The sequence below is a fragment of the Sulfitobacter sp. genome, assembly GCF_036961165.1.
In the GTDB taxonomy this organism is placed as follows: domain Bacteria; phylum Pseudomonadota; class Alphaproteobacteria; order Rhodobacterales; family Rhodobacteraceae; genus Sulfitobacter.
Genome location: NZ_JBALVJ010000041.1, coordinates 15,837 through 35,232, shown reverse-complemented (window position 1 = coordinate 35,232; position 19,396 = coordinate 15,837). Strand labels below are relative to the sequence as shown.

Here is a 19,396-nt window from a genome sequence, read left to right as displayed (position 1 = left end):
CGTGGCTACCCGCTACGACAGATGCCCGAAGGTATTCTTGTCCGCCATCGCTCTCGCAGCAACCGTCATATTCTGGTTATGCGTCCTGAGCCTAGCCTCTGCATTGCTGGCAAATGATGTCCGACTCATGGGCCGTTCATTCAAATACCACCGTCCGCGCGGCCCGCGCACGGCCGGCTCCGAAGAGTTTAGCGCCTTTGTTGAGATGCGCGAAGGCGCGCGGTGTGAGCCGAACACGCGCGCCACTGTGATCGGCGCTTGACCACGGCATCTACGGTGCGGTGAAGCGCGTGAGCGACCACATCCCAACTCCGGACGCAAACAAACCGCGCCAGATATTGTGGCGCTTCTACGCTCAGCAGACCCTGCTTTGCGCCAGTGCCACCGAGCGCCCCATCGCCTTTGACAACAAAGACAGACCCGGGATCATGCTCGCCTCGGCGCTGCGCACATACGTCAACCGCTATCCCGCCACCCCTGCCCAGCGCGTCGCGATCTTTACCAAAAAGGCAGACGGGCACCGCACCGCTTCTGACCTGCGCGCCAGCGGCGTCCCCATCGCCGCCGTGATCGATACCTGCGCCGATGCACCGCTGAGCCCCGACTATCAAGTGCTGCGTGGCGCGCAGGTGGTCGACAGCAAGGGCCGCCTTGGCCTCACCTTTATCGACATGAAGCTTGCCGATGGTAGCACCCGCACGGTGGAGTGTGCTGCCTTGGGCGTCTCTGGCGGATGGAACCCCAACGTGCATCTGACCTGCCACCAGCGCGGACGCCCCACCTGGGATGATAGCCATGCCGCGTTCTTGCCCGGACACGGCTTGCCACTAGGCATGGCTGTCGCAGGGGCCGCACAAAGTGCGTTCTCCACCCATGCCGCGTTGTCCTCTGGCGCGCATACGGGGGCACAGATGTTCGGCATCAAGGCTGCGGAGATCCCACATGCCGAAGATGCCCCTATTGAGAAAACGCCCTTCTGGGTCGCCGCAGGGGCCTCTCGCGCTAAGTTGGACCAGCAGAACGATGTCACCGTCAAGGATTTGAAGCTTAGCCATCAGGAGATGGTTCCGTTCCGTTGAACACCTCAAGCGATACACAACGTTGGGCATGGCCATGGATCAGCGCAAAACATCCAGCGTGCTTGGCCTTGCCATCACGGCAGAGCTGGCAGGCAAGGCCATCCCGCAGGTCGGCACCACCATTTTCCGCCCACCCTATACCCCCACCGCCATTGGCACATTCGGCGGCCGGATGCGGGGGAAAGAATTCCATCTCACACCCCTCACCCCATCGCATCATTGGGCGGTTGAGCGCGGCGCTGTATTCGTCGAGGTCGGCAACTGGCGTCAGAGCGTGGACCGCGAAGTGCAAGCGTGGCGCAACAGCGTTGGCGTGTGCGATTGCACGACTTTGTCCAAAATCGACGTGCAAGGCACGGATGCCGCGATTTTCCTGAATAAAATATACTGCAACGGTTTTGCTAAGCTGGCCGTCGATCGGACCCGCTATGGCTTGATGTTGCGCAAGGACGGGATCGTGATGGATGACGGCACCGCTGCGCGACTGGCCGAGGATGATTTACTTGTCACGACCACAACCGCCAATGCCGCGAAGGTCTACCAGCATATGGAATTCGTGCGTAAGTGCCTGATGCCCGATGCAGATGTTCAGCTGATCTCTACCACCGAAGGGTGGGCGCAATACACAGTTGCCGGTCCCAGCAGCCGCCGTCTGCTGCAAAAGATCGTTGATCCTGCTTTTGACATCAGCAACGAAGTGTTACCGTTTGTGGCGGCCTGCGCGCGCGGCTGTTTCGCATTTCCTTCTCAGGCGTGCTTGCGTTCGAAATCGCGGTCCCTTCGCGGTATGGGGACGCGCTGATGCAGCGCCTTATGACGGGCGGTGAGGAATTTAAAGTCACACCCTAGGGCACCGAAGCATTGGGCGTGATGCGGATCGAAAAAGGCCATGCTACGGGTAATGAGCTTAACGGGACCACAACCGCGCTCAACCTCGGACTGGGGCGCATGGGCGTACGCTTGCGCCTTGTCTCACCGTTGACCGATCTCACCGTCGAGGTCGAGGTCGAGGTCGAGGTTGTCTCGCCGGATTTCATCAATCCAGAAGGAGAACGCCAATGTGCATGAACTTGCCCCGCTTACCGCTATCACTGCGCGCGAAGACACTCATGGCGGCGTTACCCTGACCGAACTCGCTGACCTTGCTCTGGCTTCTGTAGCAGCGCGGCGCGGGCAAGAGACCGCCTGCCGCGCGCATCTGGAAACGCTGTTGAAGGAAGACGCCCCCGGTCCGAGCCGCGCTGTCATCCACGACCCTGAAGCCGCGTTCTTGATGGGCCCCTGATCAATGGATGGTCAGTGCACCTTATGCCACGCATGAAGACTTGCCCGACCGCCTAAAGGAGCGGTTCGGTGCCACCGCATCCATTACCGAACAATCTGATGCTTGGGTTTGCTTTGACATGCACGGCGACGGTGTCGAAGCGGTGATGGAGCTGTGCTGTAACATCAATATCCGCGCCATGATCACGGGCGATGCAACCCGCACTGCGATTCATCACCTTGGCGTTTACGTCTTGCGTCTTGATCTGAAAGATCACCTGCGCATCCTTGGCCCCCGCGCCTCAGCGGCGAGCTTGCACCACGCTTTGCTGACTGCAATGAAATCCGCGCTTTAACCGGGCTGCTGTGCCACCCAGTCACTGGGGCTGGCGCCTGCGACACGCAAAAACTCGCGGTTGAAGTTGGATTTGGTGTTGAAGCCAGAACCCAGCATTGCGGAGGTGACGTTCTCTCCCGCCAGCAACGCCTTTTGCGCCGCCGCAATGCGCGCGGCATTAATATAGCGCGAGACATTATCGCCGGTCACACGGTTGATCGCACCTGACAGTTGCTTCACAGGCACCCGCAACCGACGCGACAGTTGTGACATGGTGAGGTCGGGGTTCAGGTAAGGTTGGGTCTGCGCCATCAGAGCCTCAAGCTGCGCCATGATCTGCGCGTCCAAAGCGTCCGCTTCACGCGGGGCGGTGGTCCCTTCGGGATCAGGCACGCCTGACCCAAGCGCACCCGAGACGGCGAGCGCGCCAATCACAACCAGCGTTGTGCTGGAGGCAATGCTGATGATCCACGGCTGTAGATACCCCGCGCCCATGATCTGTGCCAAAACGATCAATCCGTCGCTTAGCGCCGAGGCTACCAAGGCCCAAACGATAATCTGCCAGATCAGACCCGGCATGTCGCCCGCCTCCAGACGCATCCTAGGCAGGGCATCCGCGCCTTTCAGGCAGTGCCAGACAATAGCCAGACCATAGCCGGAATCAGAAAATCAAGCTGTTGCGGCTGCACAAACATGACCGCCACTACGGCAACTGGTCCAATCAGATGCACCCCATCGTGCGGCATAAGTTTTCGCACCGCGGTCGCTTGAAACGCAACCCACGCCATTGGCGAGATCAGGCTGGCTGTCACAGGTTGCACGGGACGTGCCCACGACACGTTTTAGTGCTGAGCCAACGAGATGATCAGCCCCTGAAACGCACAAAGCGCCAGTAGCGTCGCAAGCGGGCCGTGGCGTTCATCCACGATCCAGAGGCGCAGCAGCAGACAGCCTAGAACAAGGGCGCTGATCATTGGAATTGGTAGGCTGAGCATGAAGGTCCTTTCGACCAGTGTCTAAAGAAAGATGGTCCTAAAACGCGATCTTGGCGACCTCAAACAGGATTCAGGACGCGGGTCAGCGCGGTTTTCCACATCAATCGGTCATCATATTTCAACCAATGGAGACTGACATGAACCTGCTACCTAAAACCGCTTTCGCTCTGATGCTGATGGGCTCTACCGCTGGTGCCGATCCGGCCGGCGTGCGTGAAATGACCCTCGATGCGCCGCACCATGGCCGGAGCCTGACTGGCGCGCTTTACTATCCTTCTGCCGGTGGTGGAAACGCAGAAACCTATGCCGAAAATCCAGTATTCGAAGGAGTGGCGGTTCTCAAAGATGCGAAGATGGCAGAGGGCAAGCGCCCGCTGGTGCTGCTTAGCCACGGGATGGGCGGGCATATCCGCTCGCTTGGTTGGCTTTCAACAGCCCTCGCGGAACGCGGCGCGATTGTGGTTGCGGTGAACCACCCGAACTCCACTTGGGGTGACCTTGATCTGGGAGCAGGGCTTAAGCATTGGACCCGCGCGCAAGACATGCGCCTTGCCCTTGATACTGTGCTGGCTGATCCGGACCTGCGTGCCCGGATTGACCCCCTCCAGATCATGGCGGCCGGCTTTTCCTATGGCGGTTGGACGGCGCTATCGCTCGGCGGCTTGAACGGGAACCACGCAGGCTATGTTGCGCATTGTGAGGCTTATGGTGCAGCGTCCAGCCATTGCGCCGACCTGTTGCGCGGGAATGCTGGCCTTACAGAGGTGCCGGAGGCGCAGTGGAACGCGGACTACCATGATCCACGGATCACGTCCGTTTTTGCTATGGACCCCGGTCTGATCTGGGGCATCACAGCGGAAGATAGTGCCGGTCTGGTTGGTGACATTACCCTGATGTCTTTGGGCGAGGGAGAGAGCCGCCTGCTCGCAACTGACTTCGACATCGCGGGTTTGCCTACTGTGGTCCCACAGGCCGATGTCATCCGCATCGCTCCTGCGGCGCATTTTTCAGTACTGCCGCTGTGCAAACCGCAGGGCGCCGCAATCCTGAAAGAAGAGAACGACGATCCGGTGTGCACAGACCCCGAAGGTACCGACCGTGCCGCAGTGCACGCACAGATCATTGCGGCGATGTTGGGGAAGCTGGGTCTTTAGGACGGCTACCCAAGCGGCGCAATTTACGCCGCTTGGGTCACTCTTCAGGCCTTTGTCAAAAAGGCTGGCAGTCCCAATCCGCCGATACGGTCTTTCGCGACGCGCATACCGATCCAAAGAGACAGCAAAAGCCCCGTGCCAACCCCTGCCGCGATGCCAAGCCGCACGCCGGTTAGGCCACCATCAATCACATAGGCAAATAGCCAGATAAACAGGGCTATGCCGATCCACTGGCGGTAAATCCCGATCCACATCGTCCACGCCGCCTTTTTGAGCGCCTGCAACAAGGAGTTGATCGAGAAAAGCACCACGTAGATGGGGAGGATCGCCGCCTCTACCTTCAGGAACAGGGCCGAGATGCGGATCACCTCGGGGTCATCAGAGAAGACCCGGGCGGCCCAGCCACCACCAAACCACAAGAACGGAAACGCCAGCGAGGTGCCGATCACGCCCAAAATCCAACAGCGGTGGAAAGCGGCGCGCACGCGGTCATTCTTGCCCGCACCGTAGTTCTGTGCGGCAATCGGTACCAAAGAGATGGTAATGCCCAGCGCAGGCAACAGGAACAACTGCTCGACCCGCATTGTGATACCGTAAGCAGCCAGCGCCGCTTCGCCATAATCCTTCAGCGCGTATTGTACGATGAAGCCGCTGGAAAAGGTTACCAACAGGGCAAAGCCGGCGGGAAAAGCTTGGGCTATGATCTCGTAATACTTTGCGGGAACGGGGACGAATTCTGACAATTTGAGGTTTTGCATCATCGCACGGCCAAAGACGCGCCACAGGATGAAGATCGCGACGCCGCTTTGGCTGAGGATCGTAGCAAGCGCGATACCGTTAAACCCAAGCCCGCCGATAACGCCCGGAATGCCGTACATTAGCAACGGATTCAGACCGACGTTCACAAAAAAGGCCACGACAAGAGCGCGCTGCATGGTGCGGGTATCACCGCGCGCTTGCAAGATACCGTTGGCCGCGGGTCCCATGATGAAACCCGGCAACGCGAAAATCAGCCAGCTGAAATACCCTAGGCCTGCATCGCGGTAGCCGCCCGGTTCGGACACAATGGCAATCAATGAAGGTCCTGCGAAAGCTGCAATCGAAATCATCACTAGGGTTGCCATAGCAGCAAGGCCAATGCCTTGGGCTGCCAAATGCCGCGCCTCTGCCGCGTCCTTGCGGCCCTTGGCATTACCGACAAGCGCGCTCATCGCAGAGCTTAGGCCAAAGCCAATTGCCACAAGAATAAAGAAAGCCTGAAATCCGACTGCCAGCCCCGCCTGCGCTTCGGTGCCGAAAAAGCCGGCATAGAAGGTATCAACGACGTTGTAGAGTGTGCTGAACAGCATGCCGATGGCAGCAGGGATCGCAAGGCGGCGGAAATGGCCGGTCAGCGGGCCTTGGGTGAGGTCTTGATCTATCATGGTTAGGCTTTGCTTTGAATGAAAAGGGGCGCCTCAAGGCGCCCCGTCGTAAGTTTATATTTGCCTCAAAGGCCCCATTTCGCAGCGACTTCTTCAAAGAAGCCTTGGGTCTTTTTCAGCTCGATCCAACTGTTGACGTAGTTGATCCAGACTTGATCCGTCTGTGGCAGCAACATCGCGATTGGTGTCGGTGCGCGCGCTTCGCTAACTTCGACCTGACGTACATTCGGGAACTTTTGCAGCAGTTCGGAACCTTCGATGTTGGATGTCACGAATACATCCGCCCGGCCCGACAGCACTTCCTGAAAGCCGCGCGCGGGGGCTTCGACCACAACGATCTCCGCTTCCGGGAACCATTCCTTAACCATCTTCTCAAACGAGGTGCCCAGCGTGGTCGCGACCCTCACACCATCTTTGTTGATGCTGTCCCAACCGTCAAAGTTCGCCAGCTTGTCTTCGGTGGTGAAGGGGAACATCTCAACCGCGATGTAGCTGTCGGAATAACCGGCCGCCTTGAGGCGCGCGGGGCTTATCGAGGCAGAGCCGGTCATATGGTAATTGCCTGCCACAACGCCGTTCACCAGCGTCTTCCAATCGGTCGGCACCATCTCAAGCTCGACACCCAGATCGGCGGCAAGCTGTGTCATGATGTCGATGTCGTAGCCCACAAAAGAGTTGGTCGCTGGGTCGCGCACAGACATCGGGTTCCAATCGCCTGTGGTGCCGACCTTCAGCTTCCCTTCGCTCAAAATTTCGTTGAGCGCGGATTGCGCCAGCGCCGGTCCCGCCAGAACACTGGCGGCAAAGCCTGCCGCAAGAGCGATGGATTTAATCAATTTCATGTGTCTTCCCCAGTGGATTGTTCTATGTGGTCGCTAAAGCGATAAATCTAGTGTGTAATGCAACTTAACGCCCGCACCACATTGGGCAACTCTCATATTCGTTATAATCTCCGACGGGGAGTTATCCATGGCAAAACAAGCAGACGTAGATCAAACAAACGCGATTGATATCAAAGGCCTGAATAAATGGTACGGGGATTTTCACGCTATCAAAGATGTAAACCTCACCGTCGCGCATGGGGAGCGGATTGTGATTTGCGGGCCGTCTGGTTCGGGTAAATCTACGTTGATCCGTTGCGTCAACTCGCTGGAAACCCACGACAGCGGGGGTATCATGTTTGATGGTATGAAAATGGGGGATGCCACCTCAATCGAGGCGATCCGGTCCGAAGTTGGTATGGTCTTTCAGCAGTTCAATCTGTTCCCGCATCTCACCATTATGCAGAACCTCACTCTGGGGCCGATGAAGGCCCGCGGGCTAAGCCGTAAAGACGCCGAAGCGCGCGCCATGAAATACCTCGAACGCGTCCAGATACCTGAGCAGGCCGACAAAAAGCCCGGTGCGCTATCAGGTGGCCAGCAACAGCGCGTGGCCATCGCACGATCTTTGTGCATGGAGCCGAAGATCATGCTTTTCGATGAGCCAACTTCAGCGCTGGACCCCGAGATGATCTCGGAAGTGTTGGATGTCATCACCGATCTGGCAGAGAGCGGCATGACAATGATCGTGGTCACCCACGAGATGGGCTTTGCCCGCCGTGCCGCCGACCGGATGGTCTTCATGGACCACGGGAAGGTCGTAGAAACCGGCACGCCCGCGACGTTCTTCGAGAACCCTCAGACAGAGCGCTGTCGCACTTTCCTCAAACAAATTTTGAAGCATTGAGCGCGCGCATGAAAAATCTAATTGCTCTGACGTGCCTGACGCTCCTCGCAGGCTGCGGCGGCTCTGGTAACTGGGGTTGGTATGTCATTGACCCGACCACGCCCAAAGGCTGGTCGAACATCAGCTTTTTGCTCAACGGGTTTGGCGCGACGATCCTGCTGTCGGTGATCGCGGCGGCGTTGTCGATGGTGATCGGGTTGCTGGTGGTGCTTCCGGGAATGTCCGCAAACCGCTGGATCAGACTGCCCAGCCGTATCTACATCGAATTCATCCGCGCGATCCCGCTGTTGCCCATGTTGTTCTGGGTGTTTTACGGGCTACCTGTTGTCCTGCAATCCATGGGCATCTCTGTGCGGATTGACGCCTTCTGGGGCGCAGTCATCACGTTGGCTTTGTCAGATTCAGCCTTCACCGCCGAGATTTACCGCTCTGGCATCCAGAGCATCGCACGAGGCCAGACAGAGGCGGCCAAGACCATCGGCCTAACGTATGCGCAAACCATGCGCTACGTGATCTTACCCCAAGCAATCCGACGCATCCTGCCGCCTCTGGCCAACCAGTTTATCTATATCGTGAAGATGAGCGCCTTTGCCTCGGTCATCGGGATGCAAGAACTAACGCGCCGCGCGAACGAATTGGTGGTGACAGAATACCGCCCGCTGGAAATCTATTCTCTGCTGATCCTCGAATACCTCGTGCTAGTGCTGGCAATCAGCTTCTTTGTCCGTTGGCTGGAACGAAAGATGGGCGCAGATGAAAGCCGTTAAAGGAGACGATATGAGCTGGACCAAGTTCCTTGATGACACGATGAAGCGGATGGGCGCGTTGCAAAAGCAGGCGCCGGATATGTTTGCCGGCTTCAACACGATGGGCAAAGCGGCCAAAAAGAACGGCACGCTGGATGAAAATACCAAAGAGCTTATCGCCCTTGGTATCGCCATCTCCACCCGTTGTGACAGCTGCATCGGCTTTCACGTCAAATCTCTGGTGCGCCTTGGCACCACCCGTGCAGAGCTGTGTGAGGCGCTGGAAATGATCGGCTATATGGGCGGTGGTCCGTCTATCGCTTTCGGAGCCAAAGCGCTTGAAGCCTATGACGAGTTTACGTCCTCCTGATCGCAAGAACCGAAGCTAAGACGGTGCCCTCTACCGTAAGGGGCACCGTCCGCCCAGCATGGTTAGCGCATCTTTTCGTCCACCAGAGCTTCTTCCGCGATCATCGCCTCCAACTGCCTGCGAAAGCGCAGCGGACCTGCATCAATTCCCAGATCAATATGGGCTGATGTCTTGCTCTCTAACCCGATCTGCACCGCATCCAGCACCGCGCGGTCCTCTTCGAATGCCTTGCGCACATCTTCGGACATCATCTGCGACAGGGCCCTATCTTCGGGGCGCAGATTGCGCATTTGGAACCAGTAATAGCGCGTCTCACGCTCTGACACTGGCGTCATGAAATTGTAGCTGTCCATGATAAACGTCTGATCCGATAGCTGCCCATCCACACCACCAGTGCCTGCGGGAGTAAACACCGCGCGGATCAACGCATGTCCCGGATAGCGCACTTCGTAATGTTGGAGACGGTCGCAGTTGCCCCCAAACGGCACGATCTTGGCATAGAACGGGGCAGGCGCGTGATCCATCATCCAGCGGTGCACGATCACGCCAGTCTCGGTGCGGGTCACCCGCAGCGGCGTGTCCTTGGTCGCATCCGAGGCGAACGAGCCTGCATGCACCCACGCCACATGGGTCGGATCCAAAAGGTTGTCACACATCAGCAAGTAGTTGCAGTTCAACCCCATCGCAGCACCAGTGTTCAGCCCCCACTCAGGATCGTCAAAGTTGGGGATATCGATGATATCTTCCACATCCGCGATGGCTGCATTGCCCATCCAGATCCAGACCAGCCCGTACTTCTCGTGCACAGGATAGGGTCTAACGCGTGCGTCCGAGGGAATGCGCCCCACCCCCGGCGCCCAAACGCATCGGCCGGCATAATCGAAGGTCAGCCCATGATAGCCGCATTCCACATTATCGCCTTTGATGCGCCCCTTGGATAGCGGCAGTTTGCGGTGCGGGCAGGCATCCTCCAGCGCGATGACTTCGCCACCTTCCGTTCGGTAGACGCAAATCTTTTCACCCAGCACCGCGATCTGTCGCAGTGCGTGCGTCACCTCATGGCCCCACGCAGCGACATACCATGCGTTCTTCAAAAACATTATTCCGGCTCCCAGCTGTGCCGGTCCATTGTTAGCCTTTGCCGCTGCCAATGAAAGCCCCGTTAAAGCATACCGCCGCCGATTGCTTCTCCGATCAGGCTTCGGGCGTCAGGCACCAGCGCTTCGAGTTGCGGTAGGTCGTTCACACACAAGAACCGTGTCTGTGCCAAAGCGTTCCCCAACAAAAGGGCGCGCGTAAGCTCGGGCGCGTCGAATGCGCCCTGACCGCTCTTGATATGCAAATAATCTGTGACCGGCGCAAAGACTGCCTGCCCTTCAGTGATGCATGCGTGGTTGTGCAAGCCTTGAGGCAAGAACTGCTCAAGCTTGCGGAAACGGGCAGCGATATTGCCCTCAAAGGCCGCGCAGTGCCTGTCAAACTGCTGTGCCATGACGCTACGCCGCATCGGATGAACCACATGCGCAGCAGCAAACACACGTTCGGGGCCGAAACCGCACAAGGCGGCTGCGTTAACCTGGACGAAGTGGTTGAACATCGCAGGATCATCCCGCGCGTTCCGATCAACGATCATCGCCGCATAATCGCGCCATTGCCCGCGCAGGACTGGATGCCCACCTGCAAAGATATCTTCGGGTTTCAAAGGAGCCGTCAGGAAGACGTCATCATTGAAATAAATGAACCGCTCGCTTAGCCCGTCGATCCGCCACAGCATGCTTTCAATAGCGAGCGAGTTGAAAGTTGGCAGCACATCTGTGTAGCCGGCGAATACCTCTTTATGACGGGCGATGCGCAGCTTGGCCCTCAGCGCTTTGGGCAGGAGCGAAAAGTCGGGGGCTTCGTGGTCAACCACAATCCAGATATGGCGTACCCAAGGTGCATGATTATAGATGGAAAGCAGACAAAAATAGATTTCGTCACTGGATTCCCAACGGTGCGGATTGCTTGCATTTTCGCTCAGAGGTGCGCCGTTTTGTGCCATATATTGCGCACGCAAAGCCCGATGAGATGGCTTGTGGCCGTCTACCCATGTGACCACGGCATCTATTGCGTCATTTTCGATTTTGTTCAACATAGCGTCGGGCAAGCCTATTTTTGATTAGACACTAATGTAGAGCGCCATTGCACAAAGGGCAGCCCGGCAATTAAGGTTTCTTCGGCTTGACCGCAACGGCGTCAAATCTGACACTCGTCACATCATACAAAGGAGCGCCCATGCAGCCGACGCAAGACCCAGATATCCTTCAGCAATGGATTGGTCGCGAAGAGATGCTGGAAGATACCCTGCATCCCGGTCCCGCCAACCTAATGGAGATGACATTGGATCGCGCGCCTGTCCTTGAGGTCGGTGCTGCGCTGCCGCCGCTGTGGCATTGGATTTACTTTCTTCGCTCTGCCCCGCTGAGTGCGCTGGGACGTGACGGGCATCCTGCCAAGGGCGGCTTTCTGCCTCCCGTTGCCTTGCCGCGGCGCATGTGGGCCGGCGGGCGCTTTGGGTTTAACGGTGATGTGCATATCGGCGAACAGGTCCGCAAGAGATCGGTGATAAAGGATGTAGCGCTCAAGCAAGGTCGCTCCGGCGCGCTGTGCTTTGTCACCGTGCGTCACGAGGTCGGTAACGAAGCTAGCACCGCGTTTTGTGAAGAGCATGACATTGTCTACCGCGAAGACCCTACGTCGGGCACGCCACCGCGGCTTACCGATCCTGTAGGTGATGACTGGCAGCACAATGAGACGATCACCCCCTCCGAGGTCATGCTGTTTCGCTATTCTGCGCTGACCTTTAACGGGCACCGTATTCATTACGACCGCGACTATGCGCGCGATGTCGAAGGGCATGGTGGGCTGGTGGTACATGGGCCATTGATCGCTACGCTGCTGATGGATCTGGCGCAGCGCGTGATGGGCGGCGCACGACCTGCCAACTTTGATTTCCGCGCGGCAAGCCCGCTGTTTGATACAGCACCTTTCACCCTGCATGCGCGACAGGACGGACAGAAGGTCACGCTTGCTGCCGCGACGCCGGAGGGGAGGCTTGCCATGCAAGCCACCGCGCAGTTCTAGCGATGGAGTTCGAAACACAAGGCGAACGAATAGCAGGCCTGACGCGCCCGCTGCGTAGCCCATTGGGGCCGATGGAATCTGCGCCAGTCGCCCCATTGCCGATGCGCGCGCCTCGCTCCAATGCGCCACAGGCGGACAAACACTTGCGCAACCTGTCAGCGGCTTTTGATGCCTTTGACATCGGTGATGACGCAGTTCTGTCGTTCCATCATCACTACCGCAACGGCGATAGGTTGATGAATGCGGTTCTAGATGAGGCCGCACGGCGGGGCCTGCGCGGGCTGACCATCGCACCAAGTTCTTTGTTTCCGGTGCATGCCCCCCTTGCCGCCCACATGAGTAGCGGCGTGATCGGTGATGTCGTGACAGACTATGCTAAGGGACCCGTGACCGCTGCAATGTTGTCAGGCGCGCTGCGCGGCACCGCCCTGCTGCAAAGCCATGGCGGGCGGGCGCGGGCATTGGGCACCGGACTGCTAAGTGTTGATGTGGCCTTTGTGGGAGCCTCACTAGCGCGGGCTAACGGCGCATGCACGGGCCGTGGCGGTGCGCTGCCTTGCGGGCCGTTAGGCTATGCGCAAGTAGATGCGGGGTATGCCTGCCACACAGTTGTTTGTGCACATGAAATCACCCAATCACCCCTGCCCCACACCGACATCCCGGCTTATCAGGTCGATGCCGTCTTGCCGTTCGACACCCCCGGTGAGGTGAGCGGCATTGCCTCAGACACCACGTTGCCTGCGCAGACGCCGCAGGCACATCAGATTGGTACTTGGGTCGCCGAGGTTATCGCCGCGGCGGGGCTGATGCGCGACGGGTTATCTCTTCAGACAGGTGCGGGGGGTTATTCGCTCGCCGCTGTGCCACTTATTGGTAAAGCGATGGCGACATCAGGCCTGCGCGGCAGCTTTCTGTCCGGCGGGATCACCGGCGCGCATGTGGAGTTGCAACGCGCAGGTCTGTTCGAGCGTATTCATGATGTGCAGTGCTTTGACGGCGCGGCTGTTGCTTCCTCCATCACCAACCCCGATCACCATGCCATGAGCGCTTCGCAGTACGCCAACCCCTTGGACAGCAATGCGATCGTGAACAGGCTTGATGTCATGGTGCTCGGCGCGGTTGAGATAGACCGCCAATTCAATGTCAATGTCACCATCGGTGGCGATGGCAGGCTTATTGGCGGACCGGGCGGGCATCCGGACGCCGCCGAAGGCGCGCGGCTGACCATTGTCACAACGGGACTCGGAGGAGGTGGCTATGCGAAGCTGGTAGGGGACGTGCGTTGCGTTACCACGCAAGGGCGCCATGTCGATGTTCTGGTGACGGACGAAGGTATCGCCGTCAATCTGGCGCGCGCCGACCTCGTGGCAGACTTAAAGCGGGCGGGCCTGCCGTTACACAGCTTTGACGCACTAAAGGCCTTGGCTGAACAATCCGCCACCCGCGTGCGGTGCCAACCTTCTGACCGCCCCCGCCTTTTGATCGAGCATCGCGCGGGCGGGCTGCTCGATTGGGCTTGATACTTCGTCGGCAATTTTATTCCGACTAAAACAATCAAGTTTATTGCAATGGTCATGCAAATTCAGTATCTGACAAAAACAATCAGAATAAAGCCAAAGAGGAATCATCATGGCCCGCTCCCCCCTTCCCCCCCTCGTTTTTGCCGCTGCTGCCCTTATTGCGGGTGCCGGTGCTGCCACCGCAGAGGGCGAAGTCAATCTTTACTCGTCGCGCCACTACGACACCGACGAACGCCTCTATACCGACTTTACCGAAGCTACGGGCATCAAGGTGAACCGGATCGAAGGTAAGGCGGACGAGCTGATTGCGCGGATGCAAGCCGAGGGTGCAAACTCTCCCGCTGACGTGCTGATCACTGTGGACACCTCGCGCCTAAAGCGCGCGAAAGATGCCGGCGTGCTGCAATCCATCGACAGCGCTGTGCTGGAAGACCGCATTCCCGCCAACCTGCAGGACAATGACAACCAGTGGTTCGGCTTTTCCCAGCGCGCGCGGATCATCTTTTATGACAAGAACAACGTGACCGAGCCGCCGCTCGATTATGTATCACTTGCCGATCCTAAATTCAAAGGGATGGTCTGCCACAGGTCCTCTTCCAGCACGTATTCGCAAACGCTGCTGGCCTCGATCATCGAAAACCACGGTGAAGAAGCGGCACATGCTTGGGCACAAGGCATGGTCGACAACTTCGCCCGCGATCCACAGGGCGGCGATACCGACCAGCTGCGCGGCCTCGTTTCGGGCGAGTGTGATATCTCGATTGCGAACTCCTACTATTTCGCCCGCGCGCTGCGCACCGATGTCACAGGCGTGACCGAGAGCATCGACCAGATCGGCTGGATTTTCCCGGCGCAAGAAGCTGAAGGCGCGCACATGAACCTGTCGGGTGCAGGTGTGGCAGCAAATGCGCCGCACCGCGAGAATGCGATTACCTTCCTTGAGTACCTCGCCAGCGATCAGGCGCAGCAGTACTTCTCGGCTGGCAACGACGAATTCCCAGCGGTCGAAGGTGTCGCGCTGAGCGAAAGCGTTGCGAAGCTGGGTGAGTTCAAGGCTGACAGCGTTGATCTTTCTGCCGTGGCAGAGAACCTGCCAACAGCTCAAAAAATCTTTAACGATGTTGGCTGGAAATAATCCGACCCTCACCTGCCGCGCAGTCAACTGTGCGGCGGGTATTCTTTGCTGCATATGCGTTCGCACAAAAAGTGCTATCTAGGCTCCATAGCCCTAAGGAGACCGCAATGTATCTGGCCATGAACCGCTTTACCGTTCCCACCGAAAACGCTGACGCTTTTGAAGCCCTCTGGCTTGAAAGGGACAGTCACCTCAAAAAGATGGACGGGTTTGTCGAGTTCCACATGCTCAAGGGACCAGAAATCGCGGGCAAGATTGTCTATGCCTCGCACACGGTCTGGGCCTCAGAAGATGCCTTTAGCGGTTGGACCAAAAGCGACGCCTTCCGCAACTCTCACAAGGACGCGAAACAAACCCCGAAGCTTTATGAGGGAACGCCAGTGTTCGAAGGCTTCACTGCAATTCAGCGTATTGCTTAGCCAGATCAGGTAATGCGGAAAAGTCGCTGAATGCGGCGGCATGCGGAATTTCTGAAACCTCCATCTTCCGATACCCTTCTGTAAACAACAAGAACGGGACAGCACAGGCCTGTGCCGTTTGCGCGTCAACTTCGCTGTCTCCAACATAGACGCACGGCCCCTGCCCCAGCGCCTCAAATGCGGCGCGAAGCGGTGCAGGATCAGGCTTGCACACCGGCAAGCTATCACCGCCCCAGAAGGTCTCAAAAAACGGGCTTAACGACAAGTGATCCATCACCGCCATACAGGGTGCAAGTGGCTTGTTGGTGCAGATGCCCAAGACATGCCCGCTGCCTTTGAGCACTTCGAGTGCTTGGTTCACGTTTGGATAAAGCACGGTATGTTGAAAAGCCGTCAGATAGGCGGCCTTGAACGCAGGCACCATTTCAGCGTGCAACTGCTGCGGCAAATCTAACGCTTCCAACATCCGCGTTACGAAAACTGCCACGCCGTTGCCGATGAACTTATGGGTCTGCGCCAATGTGATCTGGCCGCCATGTGGGGCCAGCAGAGTGTTCGCCACCCCCTGAATGTCAGGCGCGCTGTCGATCAACGTGCCATCAAGGTCGAAAACTATGCGCAGGATCATGCCAATGGCATCCGCTGGCGGACCAGAGTTGTCCAATAGGAACACCCCCAAGCGATCACATCATCATTAAAATCATATGCGGGATGGTGCAGCCCTGCCGACGGACCGTTACCAATGTTAATAATCGCACCCGGCACTTCGTTGAGCATGAACGAGAAGTCCTCGCCACCCATACTTGCCGGCATATCGAGCGAGACATTCTTGTCCCCCGCCACCTCTTGGGCCGCGCGCGCGGCGCGCAGCGTTCCTTCGGGATTATTCACTGTGACAGGGTACATCCGGATGTATTCTAGATGCCCCTCGGCGCCTTGCGCAACGCAGGTTTGTTCCACCAGAACGCGCAAGCGCTCTTCGATGTGGGTGCGGACTTCCTCGCGTAGGGTCCGAACGGTGCCGGTGATCTCAACCTCTTGCGGGATCACGTTGAAGGCATCGCCCGCGTGAATGGTGCACAGCGAAACGACAGCATTGTCCATCGGGTCCAAGCTACGTGCGGTCAACCCCTGCACCGCCTGAATAAGCGCCGCCGCGATTGGCAAGGGATCAACCGTATTGTGAGGCATGGCGGCATGTCCGCCCTGTCCTACCACGCGCAAACGCACCTCATCCACAGAGGCCATGATCGGGCCTTCGCTGATCGTAAATTCGCCCACAGGCAGGTTCGGACGGTTGTGCATGCCGTAGACCTCGTCACAGGGCCAGCGTGTGAACATGCCGTCTTCGATCATCGCCCGCGCACCTGCACCGCCTTCTTCAGCCGGCTGGAAAATGACCAGAACGCAGCCATCAAACGCGCGGCTGTCGGCCAGATGCTTGGCCGCCCCCAAAAGCATCGTCGTATGCCCGTCGTGCCCGCAGGCGTGCATCTTTCCCGCCACGGTCGAGGCCCACTCGGCGCCGGTTTCTTCCTTAATCGGCAGTGCATCCATATCAGCGCGAAGACCAATGGTTCGCCCCGACGTGTTGCTTTGGCCATGGATAACACCCACCACACCGGTACGGCCAATGCCCTCAACCACTTCGTCACAGCCGTAGCTGCGCAGGCGCTCGGCCACGCTCGCAGCGGTGCGGTGCACATCATACAACAGTTCCGGATTCCGGTGCAGATCACGGCGGAATTCCGTCAACGCCTCGATGTCTTTTGCCACCCAGTTTTCAACAGCCATTTGTATCCCCTTTGCGCGGCAATTTTTGCCACATGATGCCTTGCGCCAACATCCAAGCCAGCCTTGCGCAGGTCAACCGATATATGTGCCGCAGCCTTTTCCTTGAGACGCAGGAAACGTCCAACATCTTGATATTTCATGATAAAGAAAGGATTTGACTTTGGAGCCACCACATTTCCGCACCATATTCACACGAGAAGTAGTGCAAAAAAAACGGGCTTTACATAGTATGAGCAGATTCCATTGGCTCCGGTTGGCCGAGCGCGGTATCGCGCTGGGTCCCAAACGTCTGCAAATGCTGCCAATGGATAACGACACAAACATGCATGCAGGCCCGATGCGTCTGGAGCAAGTGATCACAAACCTGCTTCTGAACGCGGCCAAGAGCTCGCCCCCTGATAGCAAAGTGATGCTGATAGTCGCCGCCACGCCCGAGCGCAATCGCATCACTCTGCGCAAGCAGGGTGTGGGGATTGATGCGGCTAACAAAGCGCGCGTCTTCGACAGCTTTAGCGAGCTTGATAAAAGCGACACCCACAGGTTCAGCAGCACCGGCATTGGCTCAACATCTCAAAAGGGTCATCGAAGCGCACGGCGGGAAAATCGATTTCCAACCAACCGCAGATGTCGAAAAACCTTCTTTGACGATCACCGATGTAACACTCGCGAAGGTGAAACCAGCAGTCAACGCGGCGTACCAAGACCCTTTGGAATTGCCACATAAAGATTGGCCTTACCTCTCCAAAATACCTTTGAGACCCGCCTAAACCTGGCAATCACGAGGTGGACCGTTTGGAAAAGCCACCTTTTGCCGGGTTAGAGGTTTCCATATGCGTAAACACCCTATGGAACACCCTTTCTTGGCTACTAAATTGTCCCACTTTCGCCATGTTTTAAGTCCATTTTGGATCAACAAAACGCCGAATAGCCAGAATGATTGGAGTAGCCTGTGATGAAGATTCTCTCGGTAGATGATGATCCGGTCATCCTGGAGATTCTGTGTCAGGTTCTGTCAGAAATGGATACACACGTGATGGTGTCGGCAGCGTCCGCCCAGGAGGCCTTAACAATCCTTGATCAAAACGATGGGCCCGCTTTTGACTGCATTCTGCTCGATATCCAAATGCCGAGCGTGGACGGAACCATGTTGGCGCGTCATATTCGTAAGACTGATGGGTACGATTCCACACCAATTGTGATGCTAACCGTCATGTCAGAAAAGCGCGACATAGACGCTGCTTTTGCCGCAGGCGCGACGGATTATATTTTCAAACCGTTCGATCTGATCGAGCTGAGAACCCGAATAAACGTCGTCGAACAGTTGGTACAAACCCGCAAAAAGACCTTTGATGCAGTTGCGATTTACAAGGCTAGCAACACCGAAGTACACCTTGACCCGAATGACGCATTCGAAGTGCGTGACATCGAAAACGTTATCTCTTTTGATGCCATGAAAAACTATGTGGCACAGCTTTCCCGAAACGCTCTGTTTGACTCCACAGTGTTTGCGTTTACCCTGCGAAACGCAACGGTGCATTGCGAAAACTTGAGTGCGCACGATTTCAAAACACTCATCGCGGACGTGGTCGAAGTGATCTCCGGCAGGTTCAGCGACCGTCGTGTTTTGATAGCTTACGCAGGCAGTAGCACGTTCGTTTGCATCACTGGATCTGGCAGCCGACCCAACATGGCTGCCATGACCGATCTCGCAAATCTTCACCTCAATCAGGCCAGCATCATGTCCGGTGACGGCACTGATCTTAACCCTCGTGTCAGCGCCGGCATTGCGATCAGCCTTGTCTGGAAATCGGGTGAGCAAATCCCGAGTTGCATTGTCACTGCACAGGTGTCGGCAGAAAAAGCGGCTGCTGAGCATGAGCGTCTAAGATATGACTTTTTCCAATCGGAGAAAATCGCATGAATGCCCTCACTCACCAATTCCCCGGCCTTGAACGGATCCGCGATCGTTTTGTGGATTTGCTGGAAGACCGCAAGAACATCATTGCTCAACACGCGCTTGCCGCGTGGGATGGTGAAACTACTGATGAAATTAACGACAACCTGAAGCATGCGCAAAACATCCTGCACCAGATCGCTGGATCGGCTGGAACCGTAGGTTTCCATGAACTGGGCGGGACAGCATTGTTGTGCGAGGAACAGATCATCGCGCATTTGGACGGACCTTATGCGGACCTTGCGATCTGTCCGGGTGAAATCATCTGGTGCGTTGATACCTTTGTCAAAGCATGTGCGACGATCACTGGACACGCTTGAAGTGCTACCTGCGCTTTTTCTTATTACGCTAACGC

The 19,396-nt window shown here is 57.3% G+C and carries 25 protein-coding genes and 1 pseudogene; 17 read left to right on the top strand and 9 right to left on the bottom strand.

All coding sequences use genetic code 11. The features are described from left to right. The 6 genes and pseudogenes from V7730_RS15635 to V7730_RS15610 all read left to right on the top strand — a co-directional run. A partial coding sequence (locus tag V7730_RS15635; RefSeq protein WP_335748531.1) for a 2Fe-2S iron-sulfur cluster-binding protein occupies positions 1-262 on the top strand: 262 nt, incomplete at its 5' end. Positions 263-290: 28 nt separating this feature from the next. Further along, positions 291-1,079: a hypothetical protein gene (locus V7730_RS15630; RefSeq protein ID WP_335748530.1), complete on the top strand. Its 789-nt coding sequence runs from the start codon at positions 291-293 to the stop codon at positions 1,077-1,079. 28 nt (positions 1,080-1,107) lie between these two features. Then, a pseudogene (locus V7730_RS15625) lies at positions 1,108-1,928 on the top strand (hypothetical protein). 21 nt (positions 1,929-1,949) lie between these two features. Beyond that, positions 1,950-2,147: a hypothetical protein gene (locus tag V7730_RS15620; protein ID WP_335748528.1), complete on the top strand. Its 198-nt coding sequence runs from the start codon at positions 1,950-1,952 to the stop codon at positions 2,145-2,147. After that, complete coding sequence (locus V7730_RS15615) at positions 2,140-2,364, top strand: hypothetical protein (RefSeq protein WP_335748527.1); 225 nt, start codon at positions 2,140-2,142, stop codon at positions 2,362-2,364. Before V7730_RS15620 ends, V7730_RS15615 begins: the two co-directional genes overlap by 8 nt. A 7-nt stretch (positions 2,365-2,371) precedes the next feature. Further along, positions 2,372-2,698, top strand: a complete 327-nt coding sequence (locus V7730_RS15610; protein WP_335748526.1) for a sarcosine oxidase subunit gamma — start codon at positions 2,372-2,374, stop codon at positions 2,696-2,698. Here V7730_RS15610 and V7730_RS15605 read toward each other — a convergent pair. From V7730_RS15605 to V7730_RS15595, 3 genes are read right to left on the bottom strand one after another with little or no spacing between them, the layout of a single operon-like run. After that, entirely contained in the window at positions 2,695-3,258 is a 564-nt protein-coding gene (locus V7730_RS15605) for a helix-turn-helix domain-containing protein (protein WP_335748525.1), read from the bottom strand. The two genes, V7730_RS15610 and V7730_RS15605, sit on opposite strands and share 4 nt — an antisense overlap. A gap of 44 nt (positions 3,259-3,302) precedes the next feature. Then, on the bottom strand, positions 3,303-3,500 hold the full coding sequence (locus V7730_RS15600) for a hypothetical protein (protein ID WP_335748524.1): 198 nt from the start codon (positions 3,498-3,500) through the stop codon (positions 3,303-3,305). Positions 3,501-3,521: 21 nt separating this feature from the next. After that, positions 3,522-3,674: a hypothetical protein gene (locus V7730_RS15595; RefSeq protein ID WP_335748523.1), complete on the bottom strand. Its 153-nt coding sequence runs from the start codon at positions 3,672-3,674 to the stop codon at positions 3,522-3,524. A gap of 137 nt (positions 3,675-3,811) precedes the next feature. On the opposite strand from V7730_RS15595, the gene V7730_RS15590 reads away from it, so the two are divergent. Next, positions 3,812-4,828, top strand: coding sequence for an alpha/beta hydrolase family protein (locus V7730_RS15590; RefSeq protein ID WP_335748522.1), 1,017 nt, complete (start codon positions 3,812-3,814; stop codon positions 4,826-4,828). 44 nt (positions 4,829-4,872) lie between these two features. Here V7730_RS15590 and V7730_RS15585 read toward each other — a convergent pair whose 3' ends face one another. After that, entirely contained in the window at positions 4,873-6,252 is a 1,380-nt protein-coding gene (locus V7730_RS15585; protein ID WP_335748521.1) for an MATE family efflux transporter, read from the bottom strand. A 65-nt stretch (positions 6,253-6,317) separates the two neighbouring features. Further along, positions 6,318-7,094 (bottom strand): transporter substrate-binding domain-containing protein, encoded by a 777-nt coding sequence (locus V7730_RS15580; protein WP_335748520.1) that lies wholly within the window; start codon positions 7,092-7,094, stop codon positions 6,318-6,320. Between the two features lie 127 nt (positions 7,095-7,221). Between V7730_RS15580 and V7730_RS15575 the strand changes: the two genes are divergently transcribed. From V7730_RS15575 to V7730_RS15565, 3 genes are read left to right on the top strand one after another with little or no spacing between them, the layout of a single operon-like run. After that, a complete protein-coding gene (locus tag V7730_RS15575; RefSeq protein ID WP_335748519.1) occupies positions 7,222-7,980 on the top strand; it encodes an amino acid ABC transporter ATP-binding protein in 759 nt (252 codons plus the stop codon). An 8-nt stretch (positions 7,981-7,988) separates the two neighbouring features. Next, positions 7,989-8,747 (top strand): amino acid ABC transporter permease, encoded by a 759-nt coding sequence (locus V7730_RS15570; RefSeq protein WP_335748518.1) that lies wholly within the window; start codon positions 7,989-7,991, stop codon positions 8,745-8,747. Positions 8,748-8,757: 10 nt separating this feature from the next. Beyond that, positions 8,758-9,096: a carboxymuconolactone decarboxylase family protein gene (locus tag V7730_RS15565; protein ID WP_335748517.1), complete on the top strand. Its 339-nt coding sequence runs from the start codon at positions 8,758-8,760 to the stop codon at positions 9,094-9,096. 62 nt (positions 9,097-9,158) lie between these two features. Here the strand turns inward: V7730_RS15565 and V7730_RS15560 are convergent, their stop codons facing one another. Both V7730_RS15560 and V7730_RS15555 read right to left on the bottom strand, forming a co-directional pair. After that, positions 9,159-10,196: an aromatic ring-hydroxylating dioxygenase subunit alpha gene (locus tag V7730_RS15560; protein WP_335748516.1), complete on the bottom strand. Its 1,038-nt coding sequence runs from the start codon at positions 10,194-10,196 to the stop codon at positions 9,159-9,161. A 62-nt stretch (positions 10,197-10,258) separates the two neighbouring features. Then, positions 10,259-11,230, bottom strand: a complete 972-nt coding sequence (locus V7730_RS15555) for a Stealth CR1 domain-containing protein (RefSeq protein ID WP_335748515.1) — start codon at positions 11,228-11,230, stop codon at positions 10,259-10,261. 140 nt (positions 11,231-11,370) lie between these two features. On the opposite strand from V7730_RS15555, the gene V7730_RS15550 reads away from it, so the two are divergent. From V7730_RS15550 to V7730_RS15535, 4 genes are all read left to right on the top strand, one after another. Continuing rightward, the gene (locus tag V7730_RS15550) at positions 11,371-12,219 is read left to right on the top strand and encodes an FAS1-like dehydratase domain-containing protein (RefSeq protein ID WP_335748514.1); all 849 of its coding nucleotides are present in this window, start codon (positions 11,371-11,373) and stop codon (positions 12,217-12,219) included. Positions 12,220-12,221: 2 nt separating this feature from the next. Continuing rightward, entirely contained in the window at positions 12,222-13,739 is a 1,518-nt protein-coding gene (locus V7730_RS15545) for a citrate lyase subunit alpha (protein ID WP_335748513.1), read from the top strand. Between the two features lie 109 nt (positions 13,740-13,848). Further along, on the top strand, positions 13,849-14,874 hold the full coding sequence (locus V7730_RS15540) for a Fe(3+) ABC transporter substrate-binding protein (protein ID WP_335748512.1): 1,026 nt from the start codon (positions 13,849-13,851) through the stop codon (positions 14,872-14,874). Between the two features lie 107 nt (positions 14,875-14,981). After that, entirely contained in the window at positions 14,982-15,293 is a 312-nt protein-coding gene (locus tag V7730_RS15535; protein ID WP_335748511.1) for an antibiotic biosynthesis monooxygenase family protein, read from the top strand. Here V7730_RS15535 and V7730_RS15530 read toward each other — a convergent pair. Together V7730_RS15530 and V7730_RS15525 are read right to left on the bottom strand one after the other, a co-directional pair. After that, on the bottom strand, positions 15,268-15,921 hold the full coding sequence (locus tag V7730_RS15530) for an HAD-IA family hydrolase (protein ID WP_335748510.1): 654 nt from the start codon (positions 15,919-15,921) through the stop codon (positions 15,268-15,270). The two genes, V7730_RS15535 and V7730_RS15530, sit on opposite strands and share 26 nt — an antisense overlap. Beyond that, positions 15,918-17,087, bottom strand: coding sequence for a M20 aminoacylase family protein (locus tag V7730_RS15525; protein ID WP_335748509.1), 1,170 nt, complete (start codon positions 17,085-17,087; stop codon positions 15,918-15,920). Before V7730_RS15525 ends, V7730_RS15530 begins: the two co-directional genes overlap by 4 nt. Before the next feature lie 160 nt (positions 17,088-17,247). Between V7730_RS15525 and V7730_RS15520 the strand changes: the two genes are divergently transcribed. From V7730_RS15520 to V7730_RS15510, 3 genes are all read left to right on the top strand, one after another. Then, complete coding sequence (locus V7730_RS15520) at positions 17,248-17,811, top strand: ATP-binding protein (RefSeq protein ID WP_335748508.1); 564 nt, start codon at positions 17,248-17,250, stop codon at positions 17,809-17,811. A 228-nt stretch (positions 17,812-18,039) separates the two neighbouring features. Next, positions 18,040-19,008 (top strand): response regulator, encoded by a 969-nt coding sequence (locus V7730_RS15515; RefSeq protein WP_335748532.1) that lies wholly within the window; start codon positions 18,040-18,042, stop codon positions 19,006-19,008. Continuing rightward, positions 19,005-19,361 carry an Hpt domain-containing protein gene (locus V7730_RS15510; protein WP_335748507.1) on the top strand — a complete coding sequence of 119 codons (357 nt, stop codon included), beginning with the start codon at positions 19,005-19,007 and terminating at the stop codon, positions 19,359-19,361. Before V7730_RS15515 ends, V7730_RS15510 begins: the two co-directional genes overlap by 4 nt. Positions 19,362-19,396 lie beyond the last annotated feature (35 nt).